We start from the raw sequence: 15,683 nt of genomic DNA, 5'->3' as shown, positions 1-15,683 counted from the left end.
ACTTAAATATATTGCAAGTATGTGAAGATTCTTCACTGTACTGTTTTCATTAAAATATTAGGTCATACAGAAAATTGGTGGATAACACCCTCATTTAAAAAGATGACAGGCCCGTGTTTTGAAGGCTTCTTTCCTTTTTTTGCGAAAGAGGAGGGGTGTGTGATTTGTTTGAACGGTTGGGTTGAGGGGTTTTTGGTTTGTTTAAACGTTTGCAGCTTGTTTGTTTGACTTGAGTGGTTGGGTGGCTGGTTTGTGTTTGTGAGCATTTTAAGCATTTTCCAAAAGAGTTGTTTTTTAGCACTAAAAGGATGAGAGAACAAAATGGCACTTTTTCCATTTTCTATTGCTGATATTGATGATCCTGAACATATTCGCTTGGTTCTTTATGCAAGTGGGAGAATGGGCCATGCTCCTTTAAATGCTCTTTTAAAAAATATGCAGCAAGAAATGAGGCGCGAAGATAAAAGGAATACTCAAGTTACTGCACAGTTGTTGCAGCGTGTTTGTGCTTTAGAAGAACAATTGACAACAATTCTCCAGGACAATGAAAACAGAGGCACTAAAAGCAAGGCATAAGGCAATTGTGTGTTGGCCAATAATCTGAGGTGGTGAATATTAACGCCTGGGGGAAATTTAAGGATTAAAAAAATGCGGACAATATCAGACGAAGGGTTAGAGTTGATTAAAAAATGGGAAGGTTTGCGTTTGGAAGCCTACCGAGATGCCATGGATGTGTGGGCAATTGGTTATGGACACACAACCAAGGCGGGTGCGCCCGTTGTACAAAAGGGTATGAAGATCACAAAAGATGAAGCAGAAGCCATTTTGCGAAAAGATTTAGCGCAATTTGAACAAACGGTTGAACAGGCGGTTTCTCAACCTTTGACCGATGAGCAATTCGCAGCTCTTGTTTCCTTTTGCTATAATGTGGGAACAAGCGCTTTTTGTAACTCTACACTTTTAAGAAAGCTCAATAAAGGTGATTATGAAGCTGTGCCGGCTGAATTGCAAAAATGGACAAAATCAGAAGGGCAACGCTTGCAAGGCCTTGTGCACCGACGTGCTGCTGAAGCGGGGTTGTGGGCTAAAGGGGCTTATGTTTGTTCCAATTATCAAGCGGTGGAAGCTACAGGTGGTGTTTCTATTTTGACAGCAGAATTTTTAGCACCAGTCATTGGGGCCTTTTCAGGTGTAACGGGGCTTTTCACCGGATATGGGCCTGTACAATGGGCTTTAGCAGCCATTATGATTATCGCGATGATGGTAGGTGTTTTTGTGTATCTTTCTCGGATAAAAGAAGAAAAATTGTGACCTTGTTACCTGGTTAGAGCTTGGTTGTTGTTTGTATTGTTGCTTCGTATGAGGCTTTTTTTATGAACGCTCTTTTGAGCAGATAAAAATGCTTATCCAAACTATGTTGGCTTTTTAAACGTGAGAAAATCAATGATGAAGTTTTTTCGCTTTCTCTCTTTCATGTCTGTCGTTTTCTTTTTTGTTTTCTTGGCGGGGTGCCAAATGAGTGATCCACTGTCTTGCGCAGATTGGATGAAACCACCTCTCACTAACAAGCCGGCACATTTGCTTCAAACAGAGTCGTTATTGTCACACTGGATTTGTGGGCACAAACCATTTTGATCAAATGCAAAAATGTTGGCAAAGCATAGATAGCACAAACGATGAATTTGATTTAGATGGGTGAGGTGATATGGTGTTTAAGACAGGCTATCTTTGATCTTTATAGGGTTTTTAAAATATGCACCAATGTCTTTAGTGGTGTTTTTATATATTCTTATATTTGCCATTTTTAAAAAGAGAGTGGGTCCTACAAGAAGATGGGGAGAAGATGGGGAGTGCACGCTTGTTTCATTAAATGATGAGTAAAAAAGATTGAGGATACTTAAAAGAGCTACAGAATAATTTAAAGCTTTATCTTCTCTTGATTATGACTTCTTGATTATGAAAAGGGTGGTGGCTTTATAGAACGAGTGATTGCTTTTTGGTGCAAGACAATTCATAATGCTATTGATTGTTCATGGATCTTTATGGATCGTTATGCTCGTCGCACTATTTACTGTTCAAAAATTGCCATGATCGATTAAAATTTGCCATAGTCAGTTAAAGGCAGACAGTTCATGGACAAAAAAATCCACACAAGGTTAAGGTATTATCGTAGAAAAGCATATCGTAAGATTGCTGTTGTTCTTTTTGCATTTTTTTTGTGTTTGTTGATTTTTTATCTTGCAGTTCAAAAAATTGCTGATCACTTTTTTTCCACAAAACAGGTTCCACAGCATGCGCCTGTTAAGCTCGTTATTCCGGAATTTGATTTGTACATTTATTGTAAAGAAATTGCTGCTTCGGTTTTGCCTGATATGAGGGGTGAGGTTTATTCACGCTGCTTGCGCTCAGAGAGTGAAGCCTATTTTACAGTTCGCGAAATGTGGGAAGAGGTTTCTGATAGCTCAAAGGAAAAATGTATCAAAATGATCAGACCGGGGGATGGAAATTATTTTCTCTTACGGGATTGTTTAATCAATGAACAAGATGAAAATAGTAGTAAAGTGCGCAATCATTTTTAGATTATTTAATGAAGAATTGAGAACATATAAAATACGATAAAAGGCAGATGTGTGAGCCAAGGCGAGTATTACTCAATTTAATTTTAAGCTGTTTAATTTTAAGTGATAGGCGTGGTGAGTGGGAGTCACTAGTTTTTTAATAGTGCTGTAAGTGAATGCTTATTTTAAAGAATATTGGTTAAGTAAAAAGGCTGGCTTGAAGCATAAAAATTATAGGCTTGTCTTTTGCTTGTTTTTTAAAAATGATTATTGGGCTTTTTATATTAGGAAGTGCACTGATATGTGGACCATTTCTTTACAAGGTGGTGCGTTTGTTTGTGGACAAAAATCTTTTTAAAAGATGCCAGGTGTTTTGATTTCTTTAATTTTTGATGGCTGTAATAGTGCAACGGCCATAAAGAGGTGCAAGGTGAACACTTTCTATTGATGCAAATGAGGTGGTTGAGAAAAGGGGAACACTTAACCGTTTGGCTTTTTAGTTTTAAAAGGGTTAGAGTTCTTCTGCTTCAAATGAGGGTGAATTTTCAAGAAAAAATCTGGGATGAGTTTGCTCATTATCATGAGCACAAACATTGAGAGGTGAATTTTCGTGTTGGTTGAATTGATTGTCGTCATGTTCATGTCTACACACTTCACAGACTTCAATGAGAATGTTGTCTAGTAGAATGTTTTTTGGATCTTTTTCATACTTATGATGAAGTGTACTGTGTGCTGCGTTACAAACAGTGCATTGAAAATGTGCAGAGCGCCATAATGTGCCACAATAAAGGCAAGAACAAAGCTGTGGTTTTTCTTCCCCTTTCCAGTCACATACGATGTTGACCAGGTATGTACCTGCACAGGCTGGGCAAAGGTTATTTTGTTGTGGGGTCAGTGTTTGAGGATCAAGCTGTGAAGAGGTGAGGCAATAAATAATTTGCAAAGCACCGGTGATGAAAATATGTTCTGCTAAATGTTGATGGGAAAGCGGATGATTTAACAGATTATGCCCCCATAAGCGCCATTGGTCTTGCTGCTGTTGTGCTTTATTGAAAGCTTCTTGATATTTCACAGGGAGTGCGCTGGTTGAAATATGGTTTAAAAAATTATGCACAACGCTATCATAAAATCCTAAGCTCAATATTTTTGATCGATCAAAAGGAGGAGTAGACACCATCGTAAAACGGCTAAGTGCTGTGGAAAAATCTTTAAGTGTGTTTGTTAATTGTTGTTGTGCATTGCAAAAATGAGCCCAAAATAAAAGATCTTCTTTATTGGGGTTGGTTGTGGCTAAATGCATAAAACGATGTGCACGCTTTTCGAACAAACTTTCCCTGTCAGGTAGTTTGACCCAAGGGGAGGGGTGAACAGCATTACTCTCGCTCTTCTTTTCTAAAAGAGTATTGCGTTGTAGCATGATAATTATTCCCCTTGTTTATTTGAACGCTTATGCTTTTCTTTTTTCATCATTTAAGTGTGTTTTTATAAGTGCGTTTTTTAGCACTCTAGAATTTACATTAAGAAACCACTGCTGATTTTCAGTGTGCGTCATGATTTTATTGGGTACTAAGTCTTATGATGAATCACTGACTAAACCACATTATATAGTGATCACATTTATAACACAATTAAAGAGTTTCACTAAAAGTTTCAATTTGTGGGGGAGTATTACTTAAGTAACACCATTGGTTATTTGATTCACACATAATAAATTATTGAAGATTTCACGCACAAGTAAATTATATCGGGCAGCGAGCAGTCGAAAAAAAGCTTCTAACAATGGAGTGGCTTTGGTTTATTTAGTATAGAGGGGGGCGTCAGAGGGGCTGTCTTTATTATGCTCTTATTTTAAGTTTTATGTGTGAACACGCAGTAAGATCTCTGCAGTTTTAAGGGTGGTAGTGCACGTTTTGGGAAGTAGTGCGTGTTTTAAAAAAGAAGCACTTGAAAGGTGCTCTTTGCACTGTGTGATGACAGTTTATTATTCAATTTCAGGGCTTAAATTAATATACAATATATGTGTCATTTATATAATAATTGGGGAGATTTTTATGAGAAAAACTATACTTAAATCATTTATTTCTTTAATGATTTTTATATTTTCGTGTTCTGCTTTTGCCGATAATGTCAAACAAGTCTATCGGGCGGCCATGGATACTCCTGAAAGTGTAAAAATTGCTGGTGGTTTTTATCCTAGGGGTATGGATGGATCGCGGCCTAATCAGCCTCCACCAAATATAAACTTATGGGATCATACGCATGGATTGGCCACTGGCATGTCACGCCATGATTCTGGTTATGTTTCAACAACAACTTCTCGAGGATTTGCGATAAGTTGGGTTAATAATTACCTTAATCATAATGGTTATGTTTATCATATTAGCGCTACCCCTAATTTTATTGATGTTAATGCATCATTAAGACAGTATTCACCACATCCGGAGGAGCTAGAAATGGCTGCATTGGGTGTTATTCATTGGAATCAAATTATTGGATGGGAAAGAGTAAGAAGCGGGAATGTTGGTGAATTTGTTCCTAATCCGGATTATGTAGGGCGATTATATGGAACTCTTTTATCATCAGGTGCTCAACCACAACTAGCTGGTTTTCCCGATGGTCACTATGCTTGGGAACAATACCCATGGTTTGAATTTGCTAACTGCGGATCAAGGTCATTTTGTTTTCCTACTAAATCAGCGCAGGAGTTTGGAACAGAGTTATTTTGGAAAGCTCATTACTCTATACTTGGAACAATAATTTCTATTCTTGATTGAAATCCGTTATTATAAATAGATTTATTTATAATACTATTTATATACTTTATAAGTATATCGTTTACACAAGAAGTAAAAAAATAGTTTTATATTATTTTAAAGTTCAAAGGAGGAAAATTATTATGAAAATTAAACAAAAAATACTTTTGTCTTTGAGTATGATGGTTTTAATGATAGGAACAGCATTCGCTGGACCGTATCATGAATCAGGCTTTATAGATTGGGTTAGAACCGATGAAAAACAGTGCTCTTTAAAGTTGGTATACGCATCAAACCCAAATGGTTACCAGTTAGGAGGGTGGGAGTGTAATGACTTGTATGGAAAAGGCATTTTGGATTTGGCTAAAACAGCACTCATTCTGGACAGGCCAGTAGTAGTAACTTTTATAGGTAATGGACAGGAAACAAAACCAATAATAGGCATTACTTTAAAATAATATAGCGCGTTGTAATTTTAAGAGTACTCTAAAGAATTTGAGAGGCTTCTTGCCTCTCATTTCTCATTCAGTCAGATGGAGATAGGAATGGAGATAGGAAATTTATAGCGGGCGGGCGTGTACTGCAAGAAAGCTACAGCTTAGCTTTGTATCAACTTAAAAAACAATTTATATAAAAACGCCAATGAGCAGTAAAAATAGAAAGCGAGAAATGCTTTTTTCTTTATTTGATTTGGCTCTTGATATTCTTGATTATGCTTGTAATTATAAGGGTGTTACAACCCGTGATATGGTGTGTGAAAATTGATACAAGCCTTAATATGCTTAAAGCGCAACCTTTACATCATTGATTAAAGAAGGTCTTTTGATGCATTGTGGTTAAGGGTGATCCACTTGATTTTTGGCTTGTTATCTTAAAATTGCGCTCTCATTTGCGAGGTTGCAAGGAGTAGGAATGGCAGCGTTTTGTGTTGCCTTTAAGGGAAGTGTTGATAATAGGAAAGTTAGAGAAAACATTAGAAAAAACTATGCTTGTTTTTACTCTTTTTCCACAAGATTGATCACTTTTTTTAAGAAATATGGGCTTTTTTAAAAAAAACACTTGGAATTTTATGAGAACATCGTTACGCTCTTTGTTTATTAGCAGGCAAATTGGGAATTATGCTGAGATATTCCCTGCTGTGTTGGGTGATTTTCAAAAAATATGTGCTTTTGATATGATATCAATTCAATATCATTTAAGTTAAATAAAACGGGGATAGTCTCATAACCGTATTTTAAACATGATCAGCATTATTAAAGAAATAATGCGATGAGGAAAATCAATTAAAAATATAATCCAAGAGGAATACATATAAAAGGGATACATATGAGGTCACAGCAAAATAGACGGGTACGCAATCGTAATAATAACAATAATCGTCGTGGCCCTAATCCATTGTCCCGTAACTATGAAAGTAATGGACCGGATGTAAAAATTCGTGGTAATGCCCAGCAGATTGCTGATAAATACATAAGTCTTGCACGTGATGCACAAGGTGCTGGTGACCGCGTTATGTCAGAAAATTATCTGCAACATGCTGAACATTATTTACGTATTATCCTTGCAGCAGTTGGGCATGGCTCTCAACTAGTTCAGTGTGATGAAAATGGCGAGAAGAGTTGCGAAGAAACAGGTGCTGAAAATATTAAAATAGATGATAGCAATGATGAAAGGCCTGTGACGCACACGCAACAACAAAAACACAATGAGAGACGAAAAGGTAGCAAAAGAAATATACGCTCATCTGATGCTCCAGAAGCTAAGAGTTCTGAATTAACTGAAACTGTTGAACAAAAAAAACGAACTGCTGAAGAGGGGAATGAAGCCGCCAAAAAATCGCGTCGTTTGCCACGTCGTCATGCTCAGACTCAAGAGTCTTCTTCTGGTGAGTTGTCTCAAGTCGCAGCACTTTCTGAAAAAAGGAATGAGTCTGCAAAAAAAGTTTCTTCCCTTCCTTTATCTGATGAAGAGGCATCAAAAAAGCCACGTAGACGCAAAACAACTCCAACGCGTTCAGTGAAGGAAAAAGGCTAAGCTTGTGTTGGTTTATTGCGCTTAAAAAGGCTTTGTGAGAGGTGTTTCTTGTGTCATTGTTACGGCAAGATTTGCAATAAGAGCACCTGTGCGATAATTATAAATCATGAAATGTGTTTGCCCGTTTGGCATTAAAACTCTCAGTGCGATGTGATGGTCTGACAGGCTTTGCGATATGATCTGCGCTTTTGGTGGCAGTAAGAGCGTGTGATGAGCAAAGGGTAGGTTCTCGCCTTGAAGGGCAAGGGGCTTTGTTTGTTTGGAAGCTGTTTCAGGTGTTATAATTTTATAGATTACGCCCGCCAACACAAAAAGAATAAGAATGATTGTAATTGAAATGGATATGATCATTAAACGCATGAGCTTTTTTCTCACCCGTTCTACTGCAGGATCTAAAGGTTCATCTTGTAGGGTGCTTGGTTCTTTATGGTTTTCTTGAAAAGCATGCGTATTATTGTAGGTCATGGTGCATTTTTCCATTGTTCTTTTTAAGCTTAAAGGATTTATGCTTTAAATGATTTTTTTACAATGGATAAGTGTTTTTAAAAAAACAAGAAAGAAGTCACAAGGCATTTGTTTTAAGGTCTATTTGTTCGTTATCGTTGTTATGGAGACTTTGAAGCAGGAAATTGCCTTGGCTTGTGACAGACCAAACAAGAGAGACTTTTTGTTGAGTTGAGTTTATTGGTATGTTTGTGCACTGGGCAAAAATTTGCTGCCCGGATGTGAGTTTTTTAATTGATGGTACGATATCTTGCTCGCATATTTGTGCTGTTGGGTAGAATTTCACCATGGAGTCATTGGAATAACAGCTGTTCAAATCATCGTTACATGAAACAAGCAGCAGGACGGTAACGATAGGGTTCATAAAATACTTTCTAGAAAAAATGTTTATCGCTTCTTTAAGCAATCTTTTGACAAGAGAGGTTTGCAGCTTAAACGCTTATACATTTTGTTTGTTCCAGAAGATGAGTAAAGCTCGATTTATTTTAAAGAGAGTAATGGCGTAAATTTAATGGTGTAAATTTATTGCCAAGAGGATTGGTTGTTCGATTTGATTTAAAAAAACTGGTAGTGCAAACTTTAAATTTTTGCTTCAAAAAGAGTGCAATGGATATTGATGGGCATCAAAGTCATTCATCATTTAGGGAATGGTGAGGGGGCTTTGTATATTTCTTTGTGTTTGAAATGTTCTTTAAGAAAACGTATCAAGATCAAAATAAGTATCAGGCACAGATAAACAATAAACCACTCCTTCTTCTGTTACTTTTAAAGAGGCTGATCCATTTACGCAAATGGGAACAATTTTTTCTAAAACTGTACTGCCAAAACAGGCTTTATTGTGCTCAGAAAGAGTGGTTCCAGGTTCAAAATTTTCATGCCAAGTGATTAAGAGGTTTGCTGGTTTATTGGTATTTGTGTGGATTTCACAGCGCACAGATACACTTCCCCTTTCTTGCGACAGGGCACCAAAAGAGAGTGAATTGACAATTAATTCATGAAAAGCCAAACCAATATGCAAAGCCGCATTTGGAAAGAGGTAAGGGTCAGCACCTTCAATGGAAAATCGCTTTATTTCTTTTACAAGATAACCCAAAGCTTGCGATTGTACCAATTCGCGAAATTGTGCTCCACGCCAGTTGGAATCGGTAATGAGATCTTGAGAATGGGAAAGAGAATGCAGACGCCCTTGGAATTTGCGCAAAAAAACTGGGAGCGATTCTGTATAGCGTGCAGTTTGGCTAGCAATACTTTGAATGATAGCTAAAAGATTTTTAGAACGATGACTGACTTCTCTAAGCAAAATTTTCAATACTTGTTCGCGTCGGCGCAAGCCTGAAATTTCAACACCTGTCGTGATCACGCCGATAATTTCTCCACGATCATTGCGGTCACAATCAATTGAGAATTTATACCAAATTTCTTGTTTTGCCATATCTTCAAATTGCACTTCAATGGTTTGCATTTTGCCAGTGGCTAAGACCTGCAATTTGATCGTTTCCATATTATCGGCAAGATCAGGTGAAAAAAAATCATTATCGCGGCAACCCACTCGCCATTTATTGTGCAAATGCTGAGGCAAGTTTTCAGCCCATAAATGGATCAGATTTGTTGTCTGATAGAAAACACAAATATCAGCGCTGCGGATGGCCTGCATGAGGGCGCTGAGATGAGATCTGTCCATAGGCAGAGTAGAAACAGGGTTGATGCTCATAATTGAAATATTGCTTTCCATTATGCGGCTTTGGAAGCATTTTCTTGAAAAAATAAAGCCTGTGAAATAAGTGCTTTTACCATATCAGGATTAAAGGGTTTGGTGACCAAAAAAGTCGGTTCAGGACGTTCCCCTGTCAGCAATCTTTCTGGAAAAGCAGTGATAAAGATTACAGGTATGTGGTCATTTTTCAAGATGTCATTAACTGCATCAATACCTGAGCTATTATCTGCCAATTGAATATCGGCTAGAACCATCCGAGGTTTTTTTTGGTGATACATAACAACAGCTTCATCACGGGTGCGTGCAATCCCTACAACTTGATGGCCAAGATTTGCCACCATTTGTTCAATGTCCATCGCAATGAGGGGTTCGTCTTCAATAATCATAATTTGTGTGGCGATTTGTGCTGAAATATCGATAGATGCTTGGTTGAGAAATTGGTGAAACTGTTGTGCATCAATATTCATAATCTCGCTTGCCTCACGCTCATTAAAGCCTTCTACAGCAATCAGCAAAAATGCTTGGCGTGCACGTGGTGTAAGATATGATAATTTTGCATTTGCCTTTTGTTCAAGACCAAATTGCGGTAATGGCTCGGCGATATTGGGCGTGGTTTGATCAAAAAGGTGACAAAAAAGCCGATAGGTTCCAATGCGATCGCTTGATGCTTTTGGAAAAATGGAGATATCGGTAATAAGCGCTTCCAACATCGCTGCTACATAAGCATCACCAGACGATTGGCTGCCTGTAACAGACCTTGCAAAACGTCGAAGATAAGGAAGATGGGGGGCAATACGCATTGATAATGACATGATTGATAACTCCTTCTGTCTTTAAAAGCGCTTTTGAAAATTAAAATTCCCAACATACGAAAAAGTTCCTTCCCTCATATGGAACTTTTTAAGCGCAACTATATTTACAACCATGAAGAGAAAAATCTTCTTTGAGTTAATATATGGGTTAAGGGACTGAAAAATGAACGACTGTGGTGAAAAAAATCTCACCGATCCTTCTGCACTTGGCGATAATCTTTTTGGTGTTAACAACGAGATTGTTCTAAAATTGCGTCAATTTTATATGGGGATTCAGGAAGAAGCTATTCCTGTTCGTTTTCTAGAACTTTTGGAAAGATTGGATCAAGCAGAACGCGCCTCTTTAAACAGCGCAGAAGAGGTTTGATCCTTTATGATGACGGGTACGAAAAATTTTAAACAAGAATTGCTTTTGATTCTGCCGGCATTGCGCGCTTTTGCTATTTCTTTAAGTGGTAAGCACGATAAGGCAGAAGATCTTGTCCAAGACACTATTATGAAAGCATGGGCTAAACAAGACAGTTTTGAAATGGGTACAAATATCAAAGCTTGGCTTTTTACCATTTTACGTAATGAATTTTACAGTCAGATGCGCAAAAGAGGTAGAGAGGTTCAAGACAGTGATGGCCTTTTGTCTAAAAATGTAGCTGTTCACCCTGCTCAATATGGATCGTTGGATTTGCAAGATTTTAAAAAGGCCTTAGACATGCTTTCTGCTGATCAGAAAGAAGCGATTATTTTAATTGGTGCGTCTGGTTTTTCATATGAAGATGCTGCAGTTATTTGTGACTGTGCTGTGGGGACAATTAAAAGCCGTGTCAACAGAGCGCGCAATCGTTTGCAAGAACTTCTCAAGGTAGATGGTGAATCCGATTATGGCCCCGATGCTTATTCGGCTGGAAGTACATTGTGCTCATTTAATAGCTAAAGAGCGTCACCATGATGGTTAAAAGCTTTGTTTTTTGTTTTTCCATTACAACTTTTACAGGAAATCATCATTTGAAGGATCTTCTAAACGATTTAGCCTGCATTTTTGGGAAAAATAAAAAAGGCCTGCACCAGGTATCTGCCAGGGTTTTTATATCAATGATCAGGAAAACCCTTCTCCTATACACTGAAGAATGATGATTGTCAGGTTTATTGATGGAAATTCTATGACAACACAGACGGATTTTCTTCCTCAAATATCTTCTTCTGGTTCAACGATTACACGTTGGCGGTGGGTGGCAATTATCATCTCTCTTTTGATGGCCTTTTTAGCCGCAATCTTTATTATGTTGTTATCCAACGCAGTGGATCGGGAAGTTGCACGGTTGAATACAAGTTCACAATTGCGAGAACAAGCTGATTTGGTATTGATTAATTTAATTGATATGGCGGCAGCGGACCGTCGCTATGAAAGTAGCCGCAGGGAGGAAGATAAAACCCACTTTACAAATGCAGCTCGTGATCTTGATGATATTCTTGATTATACTAGCCTTATTGTCTATTCCAAGCCGCAATGGTATGAATGGTTTAATGCTTTTAAAAAAGAAGTCGAAGCGCGTAAAGCCATTATGATTGCGCATATGGTTTCTCTCGATTCTTTTACCGATTCATCAGTTAAGCTGCCATCTTCTCCTGAAATTTCAAAATTTCAAGTTGCACGTTTAGCTCAGTTAATGACAAATTTTATTAATGGTGATAATGCCACACGGCAAAAACAACGCAAAGACATAGCTATGATGCGTGCTGCTTTAACATTAGCAGCGATTGTTGCTGTTGTTAGCACTTTTGTTTCAGCTTATTTTGTAATTAACCGATTTCGTCGTGATGTTCGTTACTTAAAAACATATCAATTGTTACTTCATAGCGAAAATGCTGCTCTTGAAGCACGTGTGAAAGAGCGAACACAAGAATTGGAAAAGGCACGCAACCATGCTGAAAAAGAACGCCAGCGTGTTGAAATGCTTTTGCAAGATGCAAGTCACCGCATTGGAAATTCACTCAGTACAGTGTCTTCTCTGCTTGCGTTGCAATTAAATCGAAGCAAAAATGCAGAAGTACGTTCTGTTCTTGGTGCTGCACGCGATCGTATTCAAACAATCTCTACTGCACACCGACGTTTGCGTTTGTGTGATGATATGGAGACAACTTTAGTGGCTGAATTTCTAAGTTCAGTTGTTCATGATGTTGAATTGGCGGTGCCCCTTGAATTGCGCGAAAATATCACCATTCATACAGATTTCAAAGAGTGTCAATTATCATCAAGAGATGCTACAACACTTGGGATTATTCTTGGTGAATTGCTGACAAATGCTTTAAAACATGCTTTCCCCGATCAACGGTGTGGAAATATTTATGTTTCTTTTATCCCTCAAGATAATGATCAAATGATCTTGATCGTTGAAGATGACGGCGTGGGCATCAACAGCCAAAATTTAGAAGAAAAAGCAGGCCTTGGCCACTTGGTTATCGAACAACTTTGTATGCAGTTTGGTGAAAAACCATCGTTTAAAACATCTGATTTAGGTGGAACAAAGGTGATCATTCCTTTGCCAAAATTGAAAACCCGTAGCGCAAATGATTCATCATCTGTCTCTTAAAGGCGCTATAAAATAATTCTTCTCTCCTTTATGTTGTTTTACTTTATTTGTGTTGTTCCTTGTGTAAGGGAAAGCCAAACATTGCTTTTTATGGAGGTTTTAAAATATTTCCCTTTATGTGTTTTTAAGCCCTTTTCTGTATCACCTGATTTTCTCTATATATTTTTCTCTATATATGCTTTTAACATGCTTATTTTGAGCGTTTTGTTTGTATAAGCTCTTTTACTCTTTTTATGGTTTTTAAAAATTGAAAAAAATGTGTTTAAGCATTTTTCTAATCATTGGAATTTTAAAGCCTTATTTAAGAATCATTGGTTGATTTTGTGGTGCTGTTGATTAAAGAATCAATATTGCGTTTTTCTCGCAAGAATGTTTGCAGATCTTGATTGAGCAATTCTTTACTGTTGGGTATGCGGATGCGCATGGGGTCAACTTTTGTGCCGTTAACAATAATTTCAAAATGGCAATGTGGCCCCGTTGCAAGCCCAGTTGATCCAACATATCCAATTACTTGCCCTTGCCGGACTTTCACCCCTGGTTTAATGCCTGGTGCGTGATTATTTTGGTGAGCATAACTGCTCACATAACCATTGGCATGTCGAATAACTACATGGTTTCCATAGCCATTGGCTACACCCACTTTTGTTACAACACCATCACCAACAGCAATGATGGGTGATCCTTTTGGTGCGATCCAATCAACCCCAGTATGCATGCGCACATAGCCTAAAATAGGGTGTTTTCGTGGCCCAAAGGGTGAGCCAAAAGTGCCATTTGGAGTAGGCTTGCGGAGCAGAAAAGGCTTTGAACTTTTTCCTTCTGAATCATAATAATCAACGCTGCCGTCTTTAGATTGATAACGATAATATTTATAGGTTACATTACCAAAAGTGGCACTGATATAGCGAATTTCAGGATCTACATTATTAATGGGTGATTCTTGATTAATGGGGGTTTCTTGAGTGTTTTGGCTCTGTTGCTCACTTTGTGTGCTTTTTTTGTCTTTTTCATTGCTGTTTTCTTTGGGCACAGCATAAAATATTTCAAGCTGATCGGTTGGTGTGATGCGGCTTTTCATGTCAATATTGGTTGCGAGCAGGCGAATAAGGCGCTGTGAGACAGAAGGTGACATATCGTGGCTAAGAACAGCACGATAGATAGCATCATAAACTGTTGGCAATCGCCCGGCGTTAATTAAAGAATGGGAAAGGCCATTTTGAAACGCAGTTTGAAGAATAGGAGACATTTCTGGCTCTGTGCTTTCAACAAATTGATTATCATCATTTAAAGCAACTGTGAGAACATGATATTTTTTGCGATAAATACTCGCCCGCACAATATGGTCTTCTTCACCATGTTGCGTGACGATCCCAAGGCGTAAGAGACTTTCTTCTTTAAGGAGATCTGAATTGTTCAATGTGGCTAAAGCTTGTGCAACTTGTTCAATTTGCTCTGTGTTATAATCAGATTCAAATTCTTGAAGTATTTCCAATATTGTTTGTTTTTTATGAACGGGGATAATGTCTTCAACATAATTTTTTGTAAGGTCGATTCGGTTTTTTTGAGATGAAACAGTAAGATTTTCTTGAGTAATACGCACTTCAGGATTGTCTGATAATTTAAGGGTAGATGATAAGTTATTTGTCTTTAAAAGCTCACCCAATGTGAGAATTGAAAGAAATTCATTTTTTGTGTCCACTGCTAATCCAGCGTTTTGTATTTCTTGTTGCGCTTTATCATCAGTAAACGTATCTGTACCGTCAAAATTAATCTCATTAACAATGAAATTACGACTGCGTAAGGTCATTTTTGTTTGCGTTTTTGCTCCATAAATTTGCCCACTTCCTAAGGGGGTTGGGGTTTGTTTTTCCCAATCTCTGGTAAACATGCTTAAAGCATCAAATTGAGGATAGGTATATTGATGAGGGCGCTCTTCTGCCAAGGCCATGCGAATCCACTCAAATTTTTGTGTATCAATAATTTTTGCATCGCCTTTGTTTTGGAGAATTGATAACTCAAATTGACGCTTACTATCAAAGCTTTGACGCACGCGTGTGGGGGCAATACGGTCACTTTTGTTTCTATCAAAATCGGGGATATCTGCATCAACATTGAACCATTGTAACGGGGTGATAAGTTGCTGCTGCCCCTCTAAAGCTGTGAAAAGTGCAATGGCCATAAGAATATAAGATGCCAATCCAGTCAGAATAGTTCCTATAAGCCAACGCAAAGAAACTTGTCTAAGACCAGGTTTCAAGCGTTTGACGACAAGAGCATGTTCTTGCCCAGGATCTTTTTTTTGATATTGGTTATCCCACATAGAGTTTCATCGTATTCTTTAAATATTCCAACGTCAAAAGCTAGTAAATTTAAGTTGTTTTTACAACAGTATTACAAATTATCGTATAGCAAAAATATCGTATAGCAAACGTACATCCTTTTCATTGAAAGAAAAGACTCTTTTTTGTATAAAGCAACGAAAAATAAGAATGCAATTCATCTAACGAAAATACAAGTTTATATAAAAATATCACAAGCCAATTTATTGTTTAAAAGGCACTATTCTTTATCCTTTTTGAATTTTTCTGATATTATTATTGAATGAAGAGGTAAGTTTTTATAAAAATGGTGTTGACTCTTTCAGGGTATGGGGTCTATATACATTGGAGACGAGGTCGTTAAGCCACGTGAGGTGGTTTTTTGCGCACTTGTTTTAGCATTTT

General features: G+C 37.7%; 15 protein-coding genes. 9 read left to right on the top strand and 6 right to left on the bottom strand.

Features of this window, described 5'->3' with window-relative positions:
- The first annotated feature begins 321 nt into the window (after positions 1-321).
- From GGR10_RS02440 to GGR10_RS02430, 3 genes are all read left to right on the top strand, one after another.
- Positions 322-576 carry a hypothetical protein gene (locus tag GGR10_RS02440; protein WP_010704282.1) on the top strand — a complete coding sequence of 85 codons (255 nt, stop codon included), beginning with the start codon at positions 322-324 and terminating at the stop codon, positions 574-576.
- A gap of 72 nt (positions 577-648) precedes the next feature.
- Complete coding sequence (locus GGR10_RS02435; protein ID WP_182479760.1) at positions 649-1,311, top strand: lysozyme; 663 nt, start codon at positions 649-651, stop codon at positions 1,309-1,311.
- Between the two features lie 821 nt (positions 1,312-2,132).
- Positions 2,133-2,579 carry a hypothetical protein gene (locus tag GGR10_RS02430; RefSeq protein ID WP_010704280.1) on the top strand — a complete coding sequence of 149 codons (447 nt, stop codon included), beginning with the start codon at positions 2,133-2,135 and terminating at the stop codon, positions 2,577-2,579.
- Between the two features lie 490 nt (positions 2,580-3,069).
- On the opposite strand, the gene fdhE is transcribed toward GGR10_RS02430, so the two are convergent.
- Entirely contained in the window at positions 3,070-3,975 is a 906-nt protein-coding gene (gene fdhE, locus GGR10_RS02425) for a formate dehydrogenase accessory protein FdhE domain-containing protein (RefSeq protein WP_182479759.1), read from the bottom strand.
- 634 nt (positions 3,976-4,609) lie between these two features.
- Between fdhE and GGR10_RS02420 the strand changes: the two genes are divergently transcribed.
- The 3 genes from GGR10_RS02420 (at position 4,610) to GGR10_RS02410 (ending at position 7,345) form a co-directional block, all read left to right on the top strand.
- Complete coding sequence (locus GGR10_RS02420) at positions 4,610-5,332, top strand: enterotoxin A family protein (protein ID WP_210268765.1); 723 nt, start codon at positions 4,610-4,612, stop codon at positions 5,330-5,332.
- A gap of 122 nt (positions 5,333-5,454) precedes the next feature.
- Positions 5,455-5,769 carry a hypothetical protein gene (locus tag GGR10_RS02415; RefSeq protein WP_182479758.1) on the top strand — a complete coding sequence of 105 codons (315 nt, stop codon included), beginning with the start codon at positions 5,455-5,457 and terminating at the stop codon, positions 5,767-5,769.
- Positions 5,770-6,637: 868 nt separating this feature from the next.
- Positions 6,638-7,345 carry a DUF4167 domain-containing protein gene (locus GGR10_RS02410; protein ID WP_182479757.1) on the top strand — a complete coding sequence of 236 codons (708 nt, stop codon included), beginning with the start codon at positions 6,638-6,640 and terminating at the stop codon, positions 7,343-7,345.
- A gap of 21 nt (positions 7,346-7,366) precedes the next feature.
- On the opposite strand, the gene GGR10_RS02405 is transcribed toward GGR10_RS02410, so the two are convergent.
- The 4 genes from GGR10_RS02405 to GGR10_RS02395 all read right to left on the bottom strand — a co-directional run bounded on the left by GGR10_RS02405 (position 7,367) and on the right by GGR10_RS02395 (position 10,375).
- Positions 7,367-7,810 (bottom strand): hypothetical protein, encoded by a 444-nt coding sequence (locus GGR10_RS02405; protein ID WP_182479756.1) that lies wholly within the window; start codon positions 7,808-7,810, stop codon positions 7,367-7,369.
- Between the two features lie 97 nt (positions 7,811-7,907).
- Complete coding sequence (locus tag GGR10_RS06830) at positions 7,908-8,213, bottom strand: hypothetical protein (protein WP_246316828.1); 306 nt, start codon at positions 8,211-8,213, stop codon at positions 7,908-7,910.
- Between the two features lie 327 nt (positions 8,214-8,540).
- Complete coding sequence (locus tag GGR10_RS02400; protein ID WP_034990304.1) at positions 8,541-9,560, bottom strand: sensor histidine kinase; 1,020 nt, start codon at positions 9,558-9,560, stop codon at positions 8,541-8,543.
- Between the two features lie 20 nt (positions 9,561-9,580).
- A complete protein-coding gene (locus GGR10_RS02395) occupies positions 9,581-10,375 on the bottom strand; it encodes a response regulator (RefSeq protein WP_010704274.1) in 795 nt (264 codons plus the stop codon).
- 163 nt (positions 10,376-10,538) lie between these two features.
- Between GGR10_RS02395 and GGR10_RS02390 the strand changes: the two genes are divergently transcribed.
- The 3 genes from GGR10_RS02390 (at position 10,539) to GGR10_RS02380 (ending at position 12,960) form a co-directional block, all read left to right on the top strand.
- Complete coding sequence (locus tag GGR10_RS02390) at positions 10,539-10,742, top strand: NepR family anti-sigma factor (protein WP_182479755.1); 204 nt, start codon at positions 10,539-10,541, stop codon at positions 10,740-10,742.
- 6 nt (positions 10,743-10,748) lie between these two features.
- Complete coding sequence (locus GGR10_RS02385; protein WP_182479754.1) at positions 10,749-11,303, top strand: RNA polymerase sigma factor; 555 nt, start codon at positions 10,749-10,751, stop codon at positions 11,301-11,303.
- Between the two features lie 226 nt (positions 11,304-11,529).
- Entirely contained in the window at positions 11,530-12,960 is a 1,431-nt protein-coding gene (locus tag GGR10_RS02380) for a sensor histidine kinase (protein ID WP_182479753.1), read from the top strand.
- A 301-nt stretch (positions 12,961-13,261) separates the two neighbouring features.
- On the opposite strand, the gene GGR10_RS02375 is transcribed toward GGR10_RS02380, so the two are convergent.
- Positions 13,262-15,280: a M23 family metallopeptidase gene (locus GGR10_RS02375; RefSeq protein WP_182479752.1), complete on the bottom strand. Its 2,019-nt coding sequence runs from the start codon at positions 15,278-15,280 to the stop codon at positions 13,262-13,264.
- Positions 15,281-15,683: the final 403 nt, after the last annotated feature.

The organism is Bartonella chomelii, assembly GCF_014138465.1.
Taxonomy (GTDB): domain Bacteria; phylum Pseudomonadota; class Alphaproteobacteria; order Rhizobiales; family Rhizobiaceae; genus Bartonella; species Bartonella schoenbuchensis.
Note: the sequence above shows the minus strand (reverse complement) of the source record. Positions and strands in the feature narration are given on the sequence as shown.

Bases quoted from the DNA above. Each gene is read 5' to 3' on its own strand.
- GGR10_RS02440 (WP_010704282.1), top strand. From the start codon at position 322: ATGGCACTTTTTCCATTTTCTATTGCTGATATTGATGATCCTGAACAT.
- GGR10_RS02435 (WP_182479760.1), top strand. From the start codon at position 649: ATGCGGACAATATCAGACGAAGGGTTAGAGTTGATTAAAAAATGGGAA.
- GGR10_RS02430 (WP_010704280.1), top strand. From the start codon at position 2,133: ATGGACAAAAAAATCCACACAAGGTTAAGGTATTATCGTAGAAAAGCA.
- fdhE (WP_182479759.1), bottom strand. From the start codon at position 3,975: ATGCTACAACGCAATACTCTTTTAGAAAAGAAGAGCGAGAGTAATGCT.
- GGR10_RS02420 (WP_210268765.1), top strand. From the start codon at position 4,610: ATGAGAAAAACTATACTTAAATCATTTATTTCTTTAATGATTTTTATA.
- GGR10_RS02415 (WP_182479758.1), top strand. From the start codon at position 5,455: ATGAAAATTAAACAAAAAATACTTTTGTCTTTGAGTATGATGGTTTTA.
- GGR10_RS02410 (WP_182479757.1), top strand. From the start codon at position 6,638: ATGAGGTCACAGCAAAATAGACGGGTACGCAATCGTAATAATAACAAT.
- GGR10_RS02405 (WP_182479756.1), bottom strand. From the start codon at position 7,810: ATGACCTACAATAATACGCATGCTTTTCAAGAAAACCATAAAGAACCA.
- GGR10_RS06830 (WP_246316828.1), bottom strand. From the start codon at position 8,213: ATGAACCCTATCGTTACCGTCCTGCTGCTTGTTTCATGTAACGATGAT.
- GGR10_RS02400 (WP_034990304.1), bottom strand. From the start codon at position 9,560: ATGAGCATCAACCCTGTTTCTACTCTGCCTATGGACAGATCTCATCTC.
- GGR10_RS02395 (WP_010704274.1), bottom strand. From the start codon at position 10,375: ATGTCATTATCAATGCGTATTGCCCCCCATCTTCCTTATCTTCGACGT.
- GGR10_RS02390 (WP_182479755.1), top strand. From the start codon at position 10,539: ATGAACGACTGTGGTGAAAAAAATCTCACCGATCCTTCTGCACTTGGC.
- GGR10_RS02385 (WP_182479754.1), top strand. From the start codon at position 10,749: ATGATGACGGGTACGAAAAATTTTAAACAAGAATTGCTTTTGATTCTG.
- GGR10_RS02380 (WP_182479753.1), top strand. From the start codon at position 11,530: ATGACAACACAGACGGATTTTCTTCCTCAAATATCTTCTTCTGGTTCA.
- GGR10_RS02375 (WP_182479752.1), bottom strand. From the start codon at position 15,280: ATGTGGGATAACCAATATCAAAAAAAAGATCCTGGGCAAGAACATGCT.